This is a genomic window from Pantoea alfalfae (assembly GCF_019880205.1).
GTDB lineage: Bacteria > Pseudomonadota > Gammaproteobacteria > Enterobacterales > Enterobacteriaceae > Pantoea > Pantoea alfalfae.
In genome coordinates this window covers 3,564,452-3,582,710 of record NZ_CP082292.1, presented here as the reverse complement: position 1 = coordinate 3,582,710, position 18,259 = coordinate 3,564,452, and the positions used below count along the sequence as shown (strand labels likewise).

Annotated in this window: 22 protein-coding genes; 12 read left to right on the top strand and 10 right to left on the bottom strand. The window is 55.7% G+C overall.

Features of this window, described 5'->3' with window-relative positions:
* Nucleotides 1-11: 11 nt before the first annotated feature.
* A complete protein-coding gene (kdsD, locus tag K6R05_RS16760; RefSeq protein WP_161731794.1) occupies nucleotides 12-995 on the bottom strand; it encodes an arabinose-5-phosphate isomerase KdsD in 984 nt (327 codons plus the stop codon).
* Between the two features lie 16 nt (nucleotides 996-1,011).
* On the bottom strand, nucleotides 1,012-1,992 hold the full coding sequence (locus K6R05_RS16755) for a calcium/sodium antiporter (RefSeq protein ID WP_033731280.1): 981 nt from the start codon (nucleotides 1,990-1,992) through the stop codon (nucleotides 1,012-1,014).
* Between K6R05_RS16755 and K6R05_RS16750 the strand changes: the two genes are divergently transcribed.
* From K6R05_RS16750 to murA, 8 genes are all read left to right on the top strand, one after another.
* Complete coding sequence (locus tag K6R05_RS16750) at nucleotides 1,991-2,248, top strand: hypothetical protein (protein WP_222924694.1); 258 nt, start codon at nucleotides 1,991-1,993, stop codon at nucleotides 2,246-2,248. The genes K6R05_RS16755 and K6R05_RS16750 overlap by 2 nt on opposite strands.
* On the top strand, nucleotides 2,220-3,035 hold the full coding sequence (gene mlaF, locus K6R05_RS16745; protein ID WP_150011839.1) for a phospholipid ABC transporter ATP-binding protein MlaF: 816 nt from the start codon (nucleotides 2,220-2,222) through the stop codon (nucleotides 3,033-3,035). Before K6R05_RS16750 ends, mlaF begins: the two co-directional genes overlap by 29 nt.
* A 4-nt stretch (nucleotides 3,036-3,039) precedes the next feature.
* A complete protein-coding gene (gene mlaE, locus K6R05_RS16740) occupies nucleotides 3,040-3,822 on the top strand; it encodes a lipid asymmetry maintenance ABC transporter permease subunit MlaE (RefSeq protein WP_222924693.1) in 783 nt (260 codons plus the stop codon).
* A gap of 4 nt (nucleotides 3,823-3,826) precedes the next feature.
* The gene (gene mlaD / locus K6R05_RS16735) at nucleotides 3,827-4,372 is read left to right on the top strand and encodes an outer membrane lipid asymmetry maintenance protein MlaD (protein ID WP_161731802.1); all 546 of its coding nucleotides are present in this window, start codon (nucleotides 3,827-3,829) and stop codon (nucleotides 4,370-4,372) included.
* A gap of 15 nt (nucleotides 4,373-4,387) precedes the next feature.
* Entirely contained in the window at nucleotides 4,388-5,023 is a 636-nt protein-coding gene (mlaC, locus tag K6R05_RS16730; RefSeq protein ID WP_161731804.1) for a phospholipid-binding protein MlaC, read from the top strand.
* The gene (mlaB, locus tag K6R05_RS16725) at nucleotides 5,023-5,328 is read left to right on the top strand and encodes a lipid asymmetry maintenance protein MlaB (RefSeq protein WP_010251883.1); all 306 of its coding nucleotides are present in this window, start codon (nucleotides 5,023-5,025) and stop codon (nucleotides 5,326-5,328) included. Before mlaC ends, mlaB begins: the two co-directional genes overlap by 1 nt.
* Nucleotides 5,329-5,441: 113 nt before the next feature.
* Nucleotides 5,442-5,699, top strand: coding sequence for a BolA family iron metabolism protein IbaG (gene ibaG, locus K6R05_RS16720; protein ID WP_010251880.1), 258 nt, complete (start codon nucleotides 5,442-5,444; stop codon nucleotides 5,697-5,699).
* A gap of 66 nt (nucleotides 5,700-5,765) precedes the next feature.
* The gene (gene murA, locus K6R05_RS16715) at nucleotides 5,766-7,025 is read left to right on the top strand and encodes a UDP-N-acetylglucosamine 1-carboxyvinyltransferase (RefSeq protein WP_161731806.1); all 1,260 of its coding nucleotides are present in this window, start codon (nucleotides 5,766-5,768) and stop codon (nucleotides 7,023-7,025) included.
* 72 nt (nucleotides 7,026-7,097) lie between these two features.
* Here the strand turns inward: murA and K6R05_RS16710 are convergent, their stop codons facing one another.
* Both K6R05_RS16710 and ispB read right to left on the bottom strand, forming a co-directional pair.
* The gene (locus tag K6R05_RS16710) at nucleotides 7,098-7,382 is read right to left on the bottom strand and encodes a helix-turn-helix domain-containing protein (protein ID WP_161731808.1); all 285 of its coding nucleotides are present in this window, start codon (nucleotides 7,380-7,382) and stop codon (nucleotides 7,098-7,100) included.
* A 237-nt stretch (nucleotides 7,383-7,619) separates the two neighbouring features.
* Nucleotides 7,620-8,591: an octaprenyl diphosphate synthase gene (gene ispB / locus K6R05_RS16705; RefSeq protein WP_008925415.1), complete on the bottom strand. Its 972-nt coding sequence runs from the start codon at nucleotides 8,589-8,591 to the stop codon at nucleotides 7,620-7,622.
* A 256-nt stretch (nucleotides 8,592-8,847) separates the two neighbouring features.
* Between ispB and rplU the strand changes: the two genes are divergently transcribed.
* From rplU to cgtA, 3 genes are all read left to right on the top strand, one after another.
* On the top strand, nucleotides 8,848-9,159 hold the full coding sequence (rplU, locus tag K6R05_RS16700) for a 50S ribosomal protein L21 (RefSeq protein WP_008925416.1): 312 nt from the start codon (nucleotides 8,848-8,850) through the stop codon (nucleotides 9,157-9,159).
* 15 nt (nucleotides 9,160-9,174) lie between these two features.
* Complete coding sequence (rpmA, locus tag K6R05_RS16695; protein ID WP_003851093.1) at nucleotides 9,175-9,432, top strand: 50S ribosomal protein L27; 258 nt, start codon at nucleotides 9,175-9,177, stop codon at nucleotides 9,430-9,432.
* Between the two features lie 244 nt (nucleotides 9,433-9,676).
* A complete protein-coding gene (cgtA, locus tag K6R05_RS16690) occupies nucleotides 9,677-10,849 on the top strand; it encodes an Obg family GTPase CgtA (RefSeq protein ID WP_013359890.1) in 1,173 nt (390 codons plus the stop codon).
* Nucleotides 10,850-10,923: 74 nt separating this feature from the next.
* Here the strand turns inward: cgtA and K6R05_RS16685 are convergent, their stop codons facing one another.
* The 5 genes from K6R05_RS16685 to K6R05_RS16665 are packed head-to-tail and all read right to left on the bottom strand — an operon-like array spanning nucleotide 10,924 to nucleotide 15,779.
* Nucleotides 10,924-11,343 carry a hotdog fold thioesterase gene (locus K6R05_RS16685; protein WP_202604844.1) on the bottom strand — a complete coding sequence of 140 codons (420 nt, stop codon included), beginning with the start codon at nucleotides 11,341-11,343 and terminating at the stop codon, nucleotides 10,924-10,926.
* 2 nt (nucleotides 11,344-11,345) lie between these two features.
* The gene (gene dhbA, locus K6R05_RS16680; RefSeq protein ID WP_222924692.1) at nucleotides 11,346-12,104 is read right to left on the bottom strand and encodes a 2,3-dihydro-2,3-dihydroxybenzoate dehydrogenase; all 759 of its coding nucleotides are present in this window, start codon (nucleotides 12,102-12,104) and stop codon (nucleotides 11,346-11,348) included.
* Complete coding sequence (locus tag K6R05_RS16675; RefSeq protein WP_222924691.1) at nucleotides 12,101-12,955, bottom strand: isochorismatase; 855 nt, start codon at nucleotides 12,953-12,955, stop codon at nucleotides 12,101-12,103. The genes dhbA and K6R05_RS16675 overlap by 4 nt, the downstream gene beginning before the upstream one ends.
* 18 nt (nucleotides 12,956-12,973) lie before the next feature.
* Entirely contained in the window at nucleotides 12,974-14,590 is a 1,617-nt protein-coding gene (locus tag K6R05_RS16670) for a (2,3-dihydroxybenzoyl)adenylate synthase (protein WP_222924690.1), read from the bottom strand.
* A 10-nt stretch (nucleotides 14,591-14,600) separates the two neighbouring features.
* On the bottom strand, nucleotides 14,601-15,779 hold the full coding sequence (locus K6R05_RS16665; protein WP_161731816.1) for an isochorismate synthase: 1,179 nt from the start codon (nucleotides 15,777-15,779) through the stop codon (nucleotides 14,601-14,603).
* A gap of 176 nt (nucleotides 15,780-15,955) precedes the next feature.
* On the opposite strand from K6R05_RS16665, the gene fepB reads away from it, so the two are divergent.
* Nucleotides 15,956-16,924, top strand: a complete 969-nt coding sequence (fepB, locus tag K6R05_RS16660; protein WP_222924689.1) for a Fe2+-enterobactin ABC transporter substrate-binding protein — start codon at nucleotides 15,956-15,958, stop codon at nucleotides 16,922-16,924.
* On the opposite strand, the gene entS is transcribed toward fepB, so the two are convergent.
* Nucleotides 16,919-18,163 carry an enterobactin transporter EntS gene (gene entS / locus K6R05_RS16655; RefSeq protein WP_222924688.1) on the bottom strand — a complete coding sequence of 415 codons (1,245 nt, stop codon included), beginning with the start codon at nucleotides 18,161-18,163 and terminating at the stop codon, nucleotides 16,919-16,921. The genes fepB and entS overlap by 6 nt on opposite strands.
* Nucleotides 18,164-18,259 lie beyond the last annotated feature (96 nt).

Genomic DNA, 18,259 nt, shown 5'->3' with positions numbered 1-18,259 from the left:
TCTTTTCCTGTTCAGACTACGCCAGCGCGCAGCATGTCATGCATATGTACCACACCGAGCAGATGGTCGTCATCGGCCACCAGAATCGAGGTAATGTTTTTGGTCTGCATCAGGTTCAGGGCTTCAACCGCCAGCATATTTGGCCGGACGCGGATGCCACCTGGCGTCATCACTTCCCCGATAGTGGCGCGCTGAAAATCGATGCCCATATCAAAGATGCGGCGCAGGTCACCATCGGTAAAGATACCTTCAATTTTCATCAGACCGTCGACAATGACCGTCAGTCCCAGATTTTTGCGGGTAATTTCCAGCAGCGCATCACGTAGTGAGGCGTCACGGGTGACGTGCGGCAGCTCATCGCCGCTGTGCATGATATCGGATACATGCAGCAGTAGTTTGCGGCCCAGCGCTCCGCCAGGATGGGAGAGGGCGAAATCTTCCGCCGTGAATCCACGCGCTTCAAGTAACGAAACCGCCAGCGCGTCGCCCATCACCAGTGTGGCTGTGGTGCTGGTGGTTGGCGCAAGGCCTAACGGGCAGGCTTCCTGGGGAACATGGACACACAGATGCACATCGGCAACCCGGCCCATCGCGCTGTCAGGCCGTCCGGTTATGCAGATCAGCGCAATATGCTGGCGTTTTAACACCGGAATCAGCGCGAGGATTTCGTTCGACTCACCGCTGTTGGAGATGGCGATCACGACATCATTTTTGCTCACCATGCCCAGGTCGCCATGGCTGGCTTCGGCCGGATGAACAAAAAACGCTGGCGTGCCGGTACTGGCAAAGGTCGCCGCCATTTTTTTGCCGATATGACCAGACTTGCCCATGCCCATCACCACCACTTTCCCCTGGCAGGCGTAGATCAGGGCGCAGGCGCGGGCGAAATCGTCATTAATATATTGATCGAGCTGTTCCAGTCCTTCACGCTCAATGCGCAGGACGTTTTTTCCCGCCTGCTGAAAATCAAAAGCTGTTGGTTGCTGATATGACATAGTGAGTCTGTCCTTGTTAGCCGTCCATGAATGCCGGCTGCATCCACAGCAGCGTCACCCAGACGAAGAAACCACAGAGTAAAATCAGGCCGGCGATGCGGCCAACGCGTCGGCGACGCAGCAGGCAGAGCAGGGCAAACAGCACGCTGACCCCCAGCATCACCCAGTAATCACGGGCAAAGGCGTGATAGTCGATACTGCCGGGGTGAATCAGCGCCGGCAGGCCCAGCACGATAGCAATATTATAAATGTTGGCGCCGATCAGGTTGCCGATCGCGATATCATCTTCACCTTTCAGTGCCCCGGCAATCACCGTCGCCAGCTCGGGCAGGCTGGTGCCCACGGCGATAAGCGTCAGGCCCATCACCAGTTCGCTGACGCCAAAGTAGTCGGCAAAGGCGGTGGCATTGTCGATCACCATCCGGGTCGACATCGGCAGGATAATCAGCGCGACGGCCAGCCAGAGGAAGGCCACCGTATTTCCGCTCTCTTCGCGGGGCAGCTCGGCCAGCTGCTCGCGCGTCAGGGTGTCGTTGTTGTCCCGTTCTGCTTTACGCGCAATGCGAATCACCACCATCAGATAAATAGCGGCGATGGCGATCAAGCCAATTCCATCCAGTCGACTAAGCTGATTGTCAAACAGCATGAATCCGCTGAGCAGGGTAACCAGCAACATCAACGGCAGTTCACGACGTATCAGATTAGAATGAACGCTGAGTGGATGCATTAGCGCAGCGGCACCGAGAATGAGTAAAATGTTGGTAATATTCGAGCCAAGCGCGGTACCAACAGCCAGATCCATCTGGCCATGCTGGGCCGCAGAAAAGGAGAGGATCATTTCTGGCAGCGAGGTGCCTATGCTGACAACGGTCATGCCAATGATCAGTGGCGGGATGCCAAATGATCGACACAATATAGAGGCGCTAAACACCAGACGATCGGCACCATATGCCAGTAAAAGCAAACCGATAATCAGCAGTGCAGAAGCTACGAACATGAAAAATCCTTGCGTAAAAACCCAGGTCGGCAATGCCTTTCCCGACCGGTTTAAGGTTCTGTTTGGCGAGACAGCCGCTGATTTTGACCGTCTGAACGGCAAAAGTAAATTTAATGACCATTTTCGCCAAATCTTAGCGGTAAGTTTCTGTAAAGCTATCGTGAATCAGGACCGAACAGGCTACCATCGTACCCCATGTTTACGCCCGATCCTTACAAGAGGTAATAATGATCCAGCAGCAAACGAATCTGGTTGAGGTTCGTGGCGTGAGTTTTTCGCGCGGAGATCGCACCATCTTCGACGACATTTCGCTGACCGTGCCAAAAGGCAAAGTGACGGCGATAATGGGACCGTCGGGAATAGGAAAAACCACTCTGCTACGCTTGATTGGGGGGCAACTTCAGCCAACTAGCGGGGAAATCTTTTTCCGTGGCGAAAACATTCCGTCATTGTCTCGCGCTAAATTGTACGAAGCGCGCAAAAAGATGAGCATGCTGTTCCAGTCTGGCGCGCTATTTACTGACTTAACGGTCTATGAAAATGTCGCCTGGCCGCTGCGCGAACATACCCGTCTTCCCGCACCTATTCTGCACAGCACGGTATTAATGAAGCTGGAAGCCGTGGGTCTGCGTGGTGCAGCTCAACTTAAACCGGCTGAGCTGTCGGGCGGAATGGCGCGTCGTGTGGCGCTGGCGCGCGCGATTGCCCTTGAACCGGAGCTGATCATGTTCGACGAACCCTTTGTCGGTCAGGATCCCATTACTATGGGCGTGCTGGTAAAATTGATCGACGAACTTAACCATGCTCTGGGCCTGACCTGTATTGTGGTCTCGCACGACGTACCGGAAGTACTGAGTATCGCGGACTATGCCTATATCGTGGCCGGACAAAAAATTATCGCACACGGCACCACGCCGGAACTGCGAGAGAATAATGACCCGCGCGTCCGCCAGTTTATTGATGGCGATGCGGATGGTCCGGTTCCCTTCCGTTTTCCTGCCGGCGACTATCTCGCTGATTTAACCGGCTCAGGGAGTAACTAAACAGATGGTCTTGAAGGCGCTGGCGTCATTCGGTCGTCAGGGAATTGAAACGTGCGCCAGTTTTGGACGCGCAGGATTAATGCTGTTTCACGCGCTGGTAGGAAAACCCGCGTTTCGCAGACATTCGCCGCTACTGATTAAACAGCTCTATAGTGTTGGCGTGTTGTCGTTACTGATTATTGTGGTGTCTGGCCTGTTTATCGGCATGGTACTCGGACTTCAGGGTTATCTGGTACTCACCACATACGGTGCTGAAACCAGTCTGGGTATGCTGGTGGCGCTGTCGTTGCTGCGTGAGCTGGGGCCGGTCGTGACCGCGCTGCTGTTTGCCGGACGGGCAGGCTCGGCGCTCACGGCTGAAATCGGTCTGATGAAAGCCACTGAACAGCTCTCCAGCATGGAGATGATGGCGGTGGATCCGTTGCGTCGCGTTGTTTCGCCGCGCTTCTGGGCCGGTTTTATTAGCATGCCGCTACTCGCACTGATCTTTACTGCCGTTGGCATCGCTGGCGGTGCACTGGTTGGCGTGAGCTGGAAGGGAATCGATTCTGGTTTCTTCTGGTCAGCCATGCAGAACGCGGTCGATTTCCGCACCGACGTTGTTAACTGCATCATCAAAAGCACCGTCTTTGCCGTGACGGTTACCTGGATTGCTCTTTTTAATGGCTATGACGCGATTCCCACTTCTGAAGGGATCAGTCGCGCGACAACGCGTACCGTAGTACATGCTTCACTGGCGGTGCTCGGGTTGGATTTTGTGCTGACAGCACTGATGTTTGGGAATTGATGCAATGCAAAGCAAAAAAAGCGAAATCTGGGTTGGCATTTTTATGATTATGGCGTTGATCGCCGCATTGTTTCTCTGTCTGCGCGTCGCCGATTTAAAGTCGATGGGCACAGAGCCAACGTGGAAACTCTACGCCACGTTTGACAATATCGGCGGCCTGAAAGCCAGTTCGCCGGTCAAAATTGGCGGTGTAGTGATTGGCCGGGTAACGGACATTGAGCTTGAATCGAAAACGCTGCTGCCACGTGTCACGATGGAGATCAGCGATCAGTATGCGAATAAAATTTCAGACACCAGCTCGCTGGCGATACGCACGCAGGGACTGCTGGGTGAGCAGTTTCTGGCGCTCAACTTAGGCTTTGACGATCCTGAACTCGGTTCGGCGATGCTGAAAGATGGCGATACGCTACGCGATACCAAGTCAGCCATGGTGCTTGAAGACCTGATTGGCCAGTTCCTTTACAAGAGCGGCGATAACAAACAAAACAGTGACAACAAGGATGCGCAGGAAGGCGACAGTGCTGCGCCTGCGGCACCGGCTCAACCTTAAAGAAGAGGGTATACCATGTTTAAACGTTTACTGATGATTGCCATGCTGGTGGTTGCCGTACCGCTAACGGCGACAGCGGCCGATCAAAGCAATCCCTACAAGCTGATGAACGAAGCGGCGGAAAAGACCTTTACCCGTCTTAAAAATGAGCAGCCTAAAATCAAGCAGGATCCAAACTACCTGCGTCAGATTGTGCGTCAGGAGCTGCTGCCCTATGTACAGATCAAATATGCGGGCGCGTTAGTGTTGGGCCGCTACTATCGTGATTCGACCCCGGCGCAGCGTGAAGCCTACTTCAGCGCCTTTGGTGACTATCTGGCACAGGCTTATGGTCAGGCTCTGGCACTCTACAACGGTCAGAGCTACCAGATTCAGCCTGAGCAGCCATTGGGCGATGCTCAGATTGTCGCCATTCGGGTCTCCATTATCGACCCAAATGGTCGCCCACCGGTTCGCCTCGACTTCCAGTGGCGTAAAAACAGCCAGAGCGGTAACTGGCAGGCTTATGACATGATCGCTGAAGGCGTCAGCATGATCACCACCAAACAAAATGAGTGGAGCGATCTGTTGCGTACTAAAGGTATCGATGGTCTGACAGCGCAACTGAAATCCTCTGCGGCACAGCCCATCACGCTGGATAAACAAAAATAATGCACGAATCGTTACGCTGGGAGCGGGAAGCCAGCACGCTATTGCTGAAAGGCGAACTGGATCGCGACACGTTAATGAGCCTGTGGCAGCAACGTGAGACGCTGATTAAAGATGTCGATACCATCGATGTCGCGGCGCTGGAGCGTGTGGACTCTTCCGGACTTGCCCTGCTGGTGCACCTGCGGGAAATCGCACGGGCACAGGGTATTACCCCTCGCTTTACGGGCATCAGCGACAAACTGCATTCGCTGATTACGCTTTACAATCTGCAACAGATTATTGTTTCTGCGGATAAAAGCGCCTGATTTCCGGTTGTTATGCTAAGCCCCTGTTTTCAACAGGGGCTTTTGCGTATTTAAGAGTCAGCCGCTTTCCTCTACTATGTCAGCCTTATTATTATTAAGTGAAGTTAAGCCCAATGGAAAACAGTGAAATTCAGGCCGTGCTGATGGCAGCATTGCCTTTAGACGAAGTGCACGTGATGAGCAATGATGGCAGCCATTTTCAGGTGATCGCCGTAGGCGAACTGTTTGGCGAACTGAGCCGCGTCAAAAAGCAGCAGGCTGTCTACGCGCCGCTGATGGAATTTATTGCGGATAACCGCATTCATGCTGTCTCTATCAAAACCTATACTCCCGCTGAATGGGCGCGTGACCGTAAACTCAACGGTTTCTGATCCCCAGCGTGGTGAACTCGTCGCTGGCGAGTCCAATCTTTAGCTAGTTAATTGAGAGCCGTGTTAATGGACAAATTTCGTGTGCAAGGCCCCACCCGCTTAAGTGGTGAAGTAACCATTTCCGGGGCGAAGAACGCCGCGCTTCCTATTCTGTTTGCTGCCCTGCTGGCTGAAGAGCCGGTTGAGATCCAGAATGTGCCAAAGCTGCGCGACATTGATACCACCATGAAGCTGCTGAGCCAGCTGGGTGCGAAGGTGGAACGCAACGGTTCTGTGCATGTCGATGCCAGCGCGGTAGATGTATTCTGTGCGCCTTACGATCTGGTCAAAACCATGCGTGCCTCAATCTGGGCGCTGGGTCCACTGGTGGCACGTTTTGGTCAGGGTCAGGTTTCCCTGCCGGGTGGCTGCGCGATTGGCGCGCGCCCGGTTGACCTGCACATTACCGGTCTGGAACAGCTGGGTGCCGAGATCAAGCTGGAAGAGGGCTATGTTAAAGCGTCAGTCAATGGCCGCCTGAAGGGCGCGCTGATTGTCATGGACAAAATCAGCGTTGGCGCAACCGTGACCATCATGAGTGCTGCAACGCTGGCGACTGGTACTACCGTAATCGAGAATGCGGCGCGTGAGCCGGAAATTGTCGATACAGCCAACTTCCTTAATACCCTGGGCGCTAAAATCAGTGGTGCAGGCAGCGACAAAATTACTATCGAAGGCGTAGAGCGTCTGGGTGGCGGTGTCTATACCGTCCTGCCCGATCGTATCGAAACCGGTACTTTCCTGGTGGCTGCCGCTATTTCAGGCGGTAAAGTAATGTGTCATAAAACTCAGCCCGATACGCTGGATGCAGTGCTGGCGAAGTTGCGTGATGCGGGTGCCGATATCGAAACCGGTGAAGACTGGATCAGTCTGGATATGCATGGCAAGCGACCAAAAGCGGTCAATGTGCGCACCGCACCGCATCCGGGTTTCCCGACCGATATGCAGGCGCAGTTCACTCTGTTAAATATGGTTGCGGAAGGCACGGGCGTGATTACCGAAACCATTTTTGAAAACCGTTTCATGCATATTCCGGAACTGATTCGTATGGGCGGACATGCTGAGATTGAGAGCAACACAGCGATCTGTCACGGGGTTGAAACCCTGTCAGGTGCGCAGGTGATGGCGACCGATTTGCGTGCGTCTGCCAGCCTGGTTCTGGCAGGTTGCATTGCGGAAGGAACGACGTTCGTTGATCGCATTTATCATATTGATCGTGGCTATGAGCACATCGAAGATAAGCTGAAAGCGATGGGCGCGAACATCGAGCGCGTCAGCGAAGAGTAGTTCTGCAGATGCGCTGAAATAGCCAGCCCCCGCGGGGGCTGGTTTTTTTTCGCCTGAGGATCGCCTGAGATCTCAGGCATTATCCGTCTGATCGGCAGGCGTCCGGATACGTTTTCTGCGATCCAGCAGACAGTTTGTATCGGGATCGTAATAGCGGCTGGGCCAGATCTCACTGGGATGAACCTTAATCGCGTCGGCAATCAGCCATTCGCCTTTGGGCCAGGGACGCGTCAGTGCATTAGCCAGCGTTGATGAACTCAGGCCTGCTGCGCGTGACAGCGCCGCCAGTGTCATACCACGCTTATGCAGCGCCGCGATAATGTCAGCCGGGTGCCAGTCTTCCTTTCTTTCTTGCATAACCTGTTCTCCTTTTCCTTGTCATTGCATCGTCCAGCGAGATGCTGGTTTTCCTTTTACCATTATCTGGAAATAGTCAGAATTTTATAGCAAATGTTTCCTGATAATTTCCAGTAATATTTGGATCCAGCTTCTGGTCTGTGTCGTGGCACGCAACAGGAGTGCAATAGCTAATAGGGAACAAAAAGAAGTGAGAGCAGGGTCGTAAAAACGGAGCCCGGCAGGCTCCGTGAGGGATCAGAAGTCGCGCTGAACTGACATGTGTGCCAGCGACTCCAGCGCGCTGCGCCAGGGGGATTCGGGCAGAATCCGCAAGGCTTCAATCGCTTTATCCGCTTCCTGTTCCGCGCGGCTGCGCGTCCATTCCAGCGAACCACACTGATTCATCGCCTCCAGCACCGGCTCAAGCAGATGGCGGCCATTTCCCTGCTCAATAGCTTCACGGATCATCTTCGCCTGTTCAGGCGAGCCGTGCTGCATGGCATGCAGCAGCGGCAGCGTCGGTTTGCCTTCGCTCAGGTCATCGCCGGTATTTTTACCCAGCGTCTCGCCGTCAGCACTGTAATCCAGCAAATCGTCAATTAACTGGAAAGCAGTACCCAGATAGCGCCCATAATCCTGCAGCGCCTTTTCCTCTTCAGGCGTGGCTTCAGCCAGTATCGCCGAAGCCTGTGAGGCTGCTTCAAACAGGCGCGCGGTCTTACTGTAAATCACGCGCATGTAGCTCTCTTCGGTAATGTCGGGATCGTTAACGTTCATCAGTTGCAGGACTTCGCCCTCAGCAATGACGTTTACTGCTTCTGACATCAGCGCCAGGATACGCAGCGACCCCATGCTGGTCATCATCTGGAAGGCACGAGTGTAAATAAAATCACCGACCAGCACGCTTGCCGCATTGCCAAACGCCGCGTTCGCGGTCGCTTTGCCACGACGCATATCGGATTCATCCACGACATCGTCATGCAGCAGCGTGGCGGTGTGGATAAATTCGATCAGCGCCGCATTGGTCACGTGCAGGTCGCCCTTGTAGCCCATGGCACGTGCGGATAGCACGGCAATCATGGGACGGATACGCTTGCCCCCACCACTGATGATGTAGTAGCCCAACTGGTTGATGAGCGAGACATCCGAATTCAGCTGGTCGAGGATGGTCTGGTTAACGGCAGCCATATCCTGTGCGGTTAATTCATTAATCTGTTCTAAGTTCATTCGTCTTTTCAGCTATGACTCGTTATCTCTGCCATGGTAAGTGGTTTACCCAGCCAGCGTTCAGGTAATCTGTTACTGATTGTACTTGAATTTTGTGCCTGAGAAACGGTTGCATTCAGCCTGTGTTTTTTTTCTGCAAGAGTGTGCAAAGTGCTCTTGTCTTCTTCTGGAGTTTTGCGTAGAATTCGCGCCCTATTGTGAATATTTAGCGCGCCGCCTGATGAACTAAAAGGCAAGCGCAGAAGCGGAGTTTTATATGTACGCGGTTTTCCAAAGTGGTGGTAAACAACACCGAGTAAGCGAAGGTCAGACCGTTCGCCTGGAAAAGCTGGACATCGCAACCGGTGAAACGATTGAGTTTGACCAGGTTCTGATGATTGCTAATGGCGAAGACGTGAAAATCGGCGCGCCACTGGTTTCAGGCGGAATGATCAAGGCAGAAGTTGTTGCTCACGGTCGTGGCGAAAAAATTAAGATTGTTAAGTTTCGTCGTCGTAAGCACTACCGTAAGCAAGCAGGCCATCGCCAGTGGTTCACTGATGTGAAAATCACTGGTATCACGGCGTAAGAGGAGATCTGACAAATGGCACATAAAAAGGCTGGTGGTTCGACTCGAAATGGTCGTGACTCCAATGCAAAACGTCTGGGTGTAAAACGTTTCGGTGGTGAATCTGTTCTGGCAGGTAGCATCATCGTTCGTCAGCGTGGCACCAAATTCCACGCCGGTACCAATGTAGGTTGTGGTCGTGACCACACCCTGTTTGCTACCGCAGACGGCAAAGTACAGTTCGAAGTTAAAGGTCCGAACAACCGTAAATACATCAGCATCGTTGCTGAGTAAGGTTGTCGTGACGCAGACGTCTGACGTCTGAACGCACGAATTGAAGGCCCCGCAGCTCCTGCGGGGCTTTTTACATTCTGCGGTCTGTCGCGGTAAAAGCGACGCATCACAAAAGTTTGCTGTACACTTTGTGTACGCACTGGCGAAAGCCAATCCTGATTTATCCGCCGCTGGTCAGCGCAGAAGACCCTGGCGGACCCGTCTGCAGAGTGCTGCAGACGATTGTGTGACGGAGATTTAAAAAATGAAGTTTGTTGATGAAGCGACAATTCTGGTCGTCGCCGGTGATGGCGGTAATGGTTGCGTAAGCTTCCGCCGCGAAAAATATATCCCGAGAGGCGGCCCTGACGGGGGTGATGGTGGTGACGGCGGTGACGTTTATCTGATCGCTGATGAAAACCTCAATACCCTTATCGATTATCGTTTCGAAAAATCTTTCCGCGCCGAGCGTGGGCAAAACGGCCAGAGCCGCGACTGTACCGGTAAACGTGGTAAAGATATCGAAGTTAAAGTGCCGGTCGGCACCCGGGTTATCGACCAGGGTACCGGTGAGACACTCGGCGACATGACGCGCCACGGCCAGAAACTGATGGTCGGTAAAGGCGGCTGGCATGGCCTGGGCAACACCCGTTTCAAATCGTCAGTGAACCGCAGTCCGCGCCAGAAAACCATGGGTACCCCAGGTGAAAAGCGTGATCTGCAGCTGGAGCTGATGCTGCTGGCGGACGTCGGGATGCTGGGCTTACCGAATGCCGGTAAATCGACCTTTATTCGTGCCGTCTCGGCAGCCAAACCTAAAGTAGCGGACTATCCGTTTACCACCCTGGTGCCAAGCCTGGGCGTAGTGCGTATGGACAGCGAGCAGAGCTTCGTCGTGGCCGATATTCCGGGTCTGATTGAAGGTGCAGCAGAGGGCGCAGGCCTCGGCATTCGCTTCCTGAAGCACCTTGAACGCTGCCGCGTGTTGCTTCACCTGATCGACATCGACCCTATTGATGAAAGCGATCCGGTTGAAAATGCCCGTATCATCCTCGGCGAGCTGGAAAAATATAGCGAGAAGCTGTTCAACAAACCACGCTGGCTGGTCTTCAACAAAATTGATCTAATCAGTGAAGAAGAAGCGCAGTCACGGGCTAAAGCGGTTGCTGAAGCGCTGGGCTGGGAAGATAAGTATTACCTGATCTCTGCCGCAAGCCAGACCGGCGTCAAAGAACTCTGCTGGGACGTGATGAGCTTCATCAACGCTAACCCGAAAGAAGCGGAGCTTGAAGAGAAGCAGCCGGAGAAAGTGGAATTCATGTGGGATGATTACCACAAAGAAACCATTGAAAACACGGTCGAAGTGGAAGATGAAGAGTGGGATGACGACTGGGATGATGAAGACGACGAAGGCGTTGAAATTATCTATCAGCGTTAACCGATCGCCTGCTACTGCGTGATATGCGATGCCCCCCTTTCAGTGCTGAAAGGGGGGCATCGTTCTTTCTGCCGCTAGTTCATGACCGCTACGCTCAGTCGCGCACTGCAGCACAGCTGATCCCGACCGTTCCGAATCTCAATCTGCCAGCTCTGACTGCGTTTACCCAGATGCAGTGGACGGCAAATTCCGCGCACCAGACCCGCAGAAACCGCACGATGATGGCTGGCATTCACTTCTACGCCAACCACGCTGCTGCCTTCCTCTACCGCCATATACCCGGCAATTGAACCCATCGACTCCGCCAGCACCACAGAGGCACCGCCATGCAGCAGCCCGAACGGCTGTTGCGTCCGGGCATCGACCGGCATCGTCGCTTCCAGATAATCGTCACCTATTGCGGTAAAAACGATACCCAGATGGGCCACCAGAGAGTTCTCACCCAGCGCGTTCAGCGCAGGAAGATCAATGGATCGTTTCCAGATCGCTGTCATCATCATGCTCCCAGGGTTGCGCCGCCATCGACCACAATATCCTGCAGCGTCACATGGCTGGCAAGATCCGACGCGAGAAACAGAACGGTGGCCGCAATCTCCTGCGGCTGCGCAATCTTGCCCAGCGGAATACCCAGCTTGAACTGATCCGGGAAGCCCGCAATCATCTCCTGCTCACCGGTCGGTGTGTGCCACAGACTGCGCTGCATATCGGTGTCGGTGGAGCCAGGCGAAACGATATTACAGCGCACGCCGTAAGGCGCCATCTCCAGACCCACGGTCAGACAGAGGCTGCGCAGCGCGGCTTTTGACGCACCATAAGCGGACATGCCGATACGTGGGGCATGCGCTGAATTCGATGCGACAGTAACGATGGCACCGGTGCGCTGTTCACGAAAGCGTGGCAGCGTCTGCTGGAACAGATTAAATGCACCGCCCGCATTGACGTTAAGACAGGCCTGCCAGTCGGCAAACGAGAGCTCATCGGTGGCACCAGTACGCAGAATACCGGCTGCGTTGACCAGCACATCAATGCGCGGCTGGGCGGCTAATACGCGCTGGCAGATCGTTTTGACCTGAGCCGGATCGGCCACATCCATCGTGTGGCAGGGAAACGGATAATCATCACTCTGGAACCGCAGATCAAACGCCTCTACCTGCGCGCCCGCCTGATGAAAGGCTAACGCAGTATGATAGCCGATGCCCTGGCCGGCACCGGTTACCCAGACGATTTTACCGCTGAAGTCGAATGTGTGGCTCATTTCGCCGGCTCCCGCGACAGCAGCGCCCACCAGCCATCAATGCTCGGGTTTTTGGCCAGGCTGACAAAATCAATGTCACGATGTACCTGACGCCAGCGTGCCGCCAGCGCCATCACGCGTACCGAATCCAGCCCGTAGTCGATCAGGTTTTCACCATCGTCCGGCACCTCATCATCTTCCAGCAGCGGCAGGATCAACGCGCGCAAATCATCTTTGCTGAGTGGCACAGGCATCAGATCGGCGGTCATCACCACTTTTCCGCTACGGCCCGCGGTGTAGGTCAGCGCCATCATATGTTCCTCACGGCTGAAGTCAGCCAGCGCATCGGCCACCATAAACGGCTGAATATTGCGCATAAACGCATCGGTGGCGGTGGTCAGGCAGCCAATATGGGCATAGACGCCGGTGATAATCAGCTGATCGCGCCCCATCTCCTGCAGGATCGCCTCCAGCGGCGAGCGGTGAAATGCACTGTAGCGCCATTTGGTCAGGACATGATCGTCCTCATCCGGTGCCAGCGCCTCCACGATCTTCTGCTGATCGGGATGCTTATTCAGTCCGGGTCCCCACATATCGTTAAGCAGCGCACGATCTTTATCGCTCTGCGCGTTTGGCTGAGCGGTGTAAAACACCGGAATACCCTGCGCTTTGCAGTAGCGTCGCAGGCGGACAATATTGTCAACGACCTGCTCAACCAGCGGGCTATTTTCGCCCCAGAAGTTGAGAAAATAGCGCTGCATATCGTGGATCAGCAGGGCGGCACGTCCCGGCTCCAGCATCCATTTCACTTTGTTGTTGGGCAACTCGGTGGCGGCTGGCAGCGGATAAGAGGTCAGTTGTGGAATAGCCATTGAAAATCTCCGGACAGATCAGGCTTGCGCTTGTTGATCGGCAAGTTGTTGGCGCAGACGTTTCTTGTCCACCTTGCCGACCGCGGTCAGCGGCAGAGCATCTACGCAGGTAATACGGTCGGGCAGCTTAAATTCTGCGACGCCCAGTTCACGCAGGTGACGACGCAGCGCCACCGGTTTCACCGGCTGACGGGTGACAATAAAAGCACAGCTCTTTTCACCCATCAGTTCGTCGCTCATAGAGACCAGCGCTGCGTGGATCACATCCGCATGGCGCTGCAGCAGGTTTTCAATCTCTTCAGCTGCGATCTTTTCGCCGCCCCGGTTGATCTGATCTTTCTCCCGACCCTGCACAATGATGTTGCCAGCGGGGGTGATCTCAACCAGATCGCCAGAGCAGTAGAAGCCCTGGTCATCAAAGCTGGCGGCGTTATGTTCCGGGCTGTTGTAGTAGCCACGGAACGTATAAGGACCGCGCGTCATCAGGCGACCAATGGCACCCACCGGTAGCGGATGTCCCTGTTCGTCTGCAACCCATACCTCGTCATCCGGAGAAACAGGGCGTCCCTGCGTAGTGAGAATGGTCTGTTCATCGTCATCCAGCCGGGTGTAATTCACCAGACCTTCCGCCATACCAAACACCTGCTGAAGGGTACAGCCAATCTCGTTCTGGATGCGCGCGGCCAGCGCTTCGCCCAGCTTTGCGCCACCGACCTGAATACGTTGCAGTGAGGCCAGCGCGGCATTGCTGCCCCATTCCTGAATCGCCTGCAGCCAGAGACTGGCCGCGGGTGGAACCAGGCCGGTATCAGTTACCTGATGTTTTTCAATCAGCGGGAAACAGAGGGTCGCGCTGGGATCGGCCGCTAAGATCACCTGGCCGCCCGCGTAAAAGACGCCCAGCGCGCCCGGAGAACTCATCGGGAAATTATGTGCAGCGGGCAGAGCAATCAGGTAACGGGTATCTGCGTTGACCCCGCAGATCACGTCACTTTCCCGGATGCTGTAGTAGTAATCATTGTGGGTACGCGGGATCAGCTTCGGAGTGCCGGTACTGCCGCCCGACAGCTGGAAAAAAGCGACGTCATCGCCTGCGGTCGGGGTTGCCCTGAAGTCACCTGCGGGTTCTGCCAGCAGGGCGTCGAGACGGTTTTCCGCATGAGCATCATTACGCAGGATCACCTGCTGCAGTGAAGGCTGCTCACGGCGAAGCTGCGTGATAAAGGCATCATCGGCGAACAGGGGATGGCTGCGATCGGCAATCAACAGGCGCGGCGCGATCTGACTGGCATAGGCGGCCAGTTCGGTACGCTGATGGCTGAACAGGGCGTTAACCGGGGCAACGCCGATTTTGAACAGCGCAAACAGCGTCAGGTAAAATTCCGCCACGTTGCCAAGCTGCACCAGCGCCGTATCACCGGGTTTCAGGCCACGACGCTGCAGGGCCGCTGCCAGATTGTCACTCAGTGAGGCCAGCTGTCGATAGGTAAATTGCCGGTCGCCATCAATCACCGCCACGCATTCGCTGTCGCGGTGACGCTCCAGGATGTCGGTCATCGGCAGATCCAGCCAGTACCCTTTTTCACGGTAACGAGCAGCCAGATCGTCCGGCCAGCGGCTGTAAGAAATCGTCATACAGGTTCCTTTAGTGCAATCCAAAAGCGCGAAGCATGGTGTCGAGTTTGACGCCGGTCTCGCGCCACTCGGATTCAGGTTGTGAGTCCGCCACGATCCCCGCGCCAGCAAACAGCCGGACCCGCGGACCATTCACCGTGCCGCAGCGAATGGTGACGACCCATTCGCCGTTGCCCTGATCGTCACACCAGCCGACGATGCCGCCAAACAGCTGACGCTCAAACGGTTCAAGTTGCTGAATCAGCGCCTGAGCACGCTGATGCGGAAATCCGCTGAGCGCTGGTGTCGGATGCAGCAGGCAGGCCAGTGACAGTGCATTTTCGCGGTCGTCCAGTACTTCGCCCCGAATCTGCGTAGCGAGGTGCCACAGCGTTGCGGTGGTCAGCAGGGAAGGGGTTTCCGGGACCGACAGCAGGCGACTGCGAGGCTGCAGCGTCATGCGCATCGCATCCGTCACCAGTTTATGTTCATGCCGGTCTTTGGCTGACTGCATCAGGCTGTCACCTGAGGCCTGGTCACGCTGTGGATCGTTGTTGCGCGGCGCTGAACCGGCCAGCGGACAGGAGCTGAACTGTCGGCCCTGCTTACGAATCATCAGTTCCGGGCTGGCCCCCACCAGCGCGCCGCCATCGGGCAGCGGCAGATGAAAGTGATAGCTGTCAGGGTTCTGCGCCACGATGCGCTGCATCAGGGCGGCCGTATCGACCGGTTGTTCCGCCACGATTTCCATCAGCCGCGACAGCACCACTTTATCCGGATCGCCGCGCCGCGTGGCTGCCACGGCCTGCGCAACCATGTCAGTGAAGGTGTCGTGATCCGGCAGCGCGGTACGGCGACGAACTTCTGGCAGCTCGCTTTCAGCCGATGAGGCACGGGCTTTCAGATCGTCACGTTGAAAGGTCTGATATGACTCAGGGATAAACAGCGCTGCGGGCTGATCCACATCGAACGGGATCGCACCCACCAGAATGGGATGGGCTATGCCCTGTTTTCTGGCCGAGGCAAAATGATGCTGCAGTTGTTGCTGAAACTCTCCGGTCAGCTGCTCACCCTGGTTTACCGGGGCAGTGAGTGTCGTAAAACAGCCCTGAGTTGTCAGGCTTCGCCAGGGAGAAGTAAACAGGAAGCCACGGCAGAGTGCCGGAAAATCCTGCAGCAGGGGATGTTCAAATGCCAGCGATTCCACCATAATTTCACCTATAAATGATAAGATAACTAATAATGATTATCATTTGTATTATGTTGCAGTAACCTACGTCGAATAGCCGAAGGTGTCAATAAATACGCGGTGATTCAGCTGGTTTTGTTGGTTAAATCAGCACAAGTTGTCGCCCGGATTACCGGAGAGAAATAGGATGAAAACAAATGACTAAACAGGGAGTAACGTCGGCATTAGCGCTGTTTTTGCTGAGTATCACTCTGTTCAGCGTGACCGCTGTTGCACAGACCGGCTGGCCGCGCACCTTCGCGGGGGCAAAAGGTCAGGTCACCCTGGCTCAGGCACCGACTCGCATTGTCTCGACCAGTGTCACCCTGACCGGATCGCTGCTGGCGATTGATGCGCCGGTAGTTGCCAGTGGCGCAACCGCACCCGGCAGCCGGCTGGCTGATGAGCAGGGATTCTTCCGGCAGTGGGGGCGTGTGGCGAAACAGCGTGGCGTAAAGCGGCTCTATATTGGTGAACCCAATGCGGAAGCGATCGCTGCGGAAGCGCCAGACCTGATTGTGGTCAGCGCCACCGGTAATGATTCAGCGATCAAACTGGCCGATCAGCTCTCGGCGATTGCACCGGTACTGGTCGTTAACTATGACGATAAAAGCTGGCAGCAGCTGGTGACGCTGCTGGGTGAGGCGACCGGGCATGAGGCGGATGCCGCTGCCCGGATAAGCGAGTTCGACGCGCGTGAAAAGGCGCTGAAGGCAAAGCTGACCCTGCCTCCGCAGCCGGTTTCTGCAATGGTGTGGAACGGAGATGGCCGGGCTGTGAATCTCTGGACGGAGGCATCGGCACAGGGGAAGTTACTGCAGGCGCTGGGCTTCACGCTGGCAACGCCACCGGCGACGCTTCAGTCCGCTCACAGCATGGGACAGCGTAAAGATATTCTTCAGCTGTCAGGCGAAAATCTGGCGGCAGGCCTGAATGGCCAGACTTATCTGCTGTTTGCCGCCGAAGATAACACGGCTGCGCAGGTAATGAGCAATGCTTTTCTGGCGCAGACCCCAGCGGTGCGCGCTAAAGCGGTCTATGCGCTGGGGCTGGATAGCTTTCGTCTCGACTACTACAGCGCCAGTCATTTACTGACGCGGCTGGAAGCGCTGTTCGTGAAATCATGATGTGGCTTCGTCGGGGGCAGGCCGTTGATAGCGTCGCAGGCGGCCCATCAGCAGCCACATGATGAGACCCAGCACGGTGGCTGCCAGGCCAGAGAGGGCGGCTGCCTGCTGCGGCAACAGCAGTGAACCCATCGCGCCAATGATTGCTGCACCTATCGCATCGCCGGTGACATTCTGCGCTGTCCAGAGGCTGTTGATCCTGCCAAGCAGTGCATCGGGCGTCAGCGTCTGAATCATCGCGTACTGCACCAGGCTGCTGATGGCACTGAAATAACCAAAGGCCACGAGGCAGATCAGACTCAGGCTGAACCACGGCATCAGGCTGAACAGAGCCAGTGCGACGAATGCCGCGATGGCACTGACCAGAATCAGGCGGCCCGGCTGTGGCGACTGCGCCAGCCGTCCGCTGGTCAGCGCGCCTGTCGCAGCACCCAACGGCACGGCGGCGTACATCAGCCCCAGCTCCGTCAGACCGACCTGCCAGTGAGGGGCCAGCGCCGGATAGAGCACGCGCACCGCGCTGGCTAACGTCACCAGCGCGCCAGTCAGCGCCGCCATACCTACAATCGGCGTATCGAACAGGAAGCGGACGCCGCTGCTTAGTGCCTTTATGGGATGTTCACGCGGCTGCTGCGGTGGCGCAAGCGGCGGCAATCGCAACAGGGTTAACACCGTCAGCAGCGTGCCGAACGCGGCCAGCCCGTAGTTCCACGCCACACCGCCCTGAGCAATCACCATACCCGCAATCGCGGGTGACAGAATCGCGCCAAAGCGCACCGTCAGCATAGTAATGGCACCCGCCTTCATCAGATTCTCACGCCCGACCAGCGCCGGCGTGGCCGCCAGCAGCGCCGTGACGCCTATCGCGCCGAAAAAGCCATCCCAGAGTCCCAGCACGAAGACGGCGATGACCGACGGTGAAGGGAGCAGGGCATTTATGCACAACGCGGCAAAGCCCAGGCCACAGGTGGATCGGGCAAACAGGATCAGGCGACGACGCTCATAGCGATCGGCCAGCACGCCGCCGGTCAGCAGGCCGATAAACATACCGGCTCCGGCCAGCGTCACCGCCAGTCCTACCAGCAATGGTGATTGCGTCAGCTGATGAATCTGAACCGGGACCGCCACCGCCAGCATGCCGAGCGCGACAATCGAGATAAAGCGGGCGATAAACAGGGCGCGAAAGGCGGGATGGGTTCTCAGCAGAGTGAGATCGATAAAGTGGGAGGGTTTGTTCATAGCGTCGCTTTTTTTGACCCATTTTCCTCATTATTGAATCTGAGAGTCATGATAACATACAAAAAACAGTTAATAACGATAACAAGTATCATTATC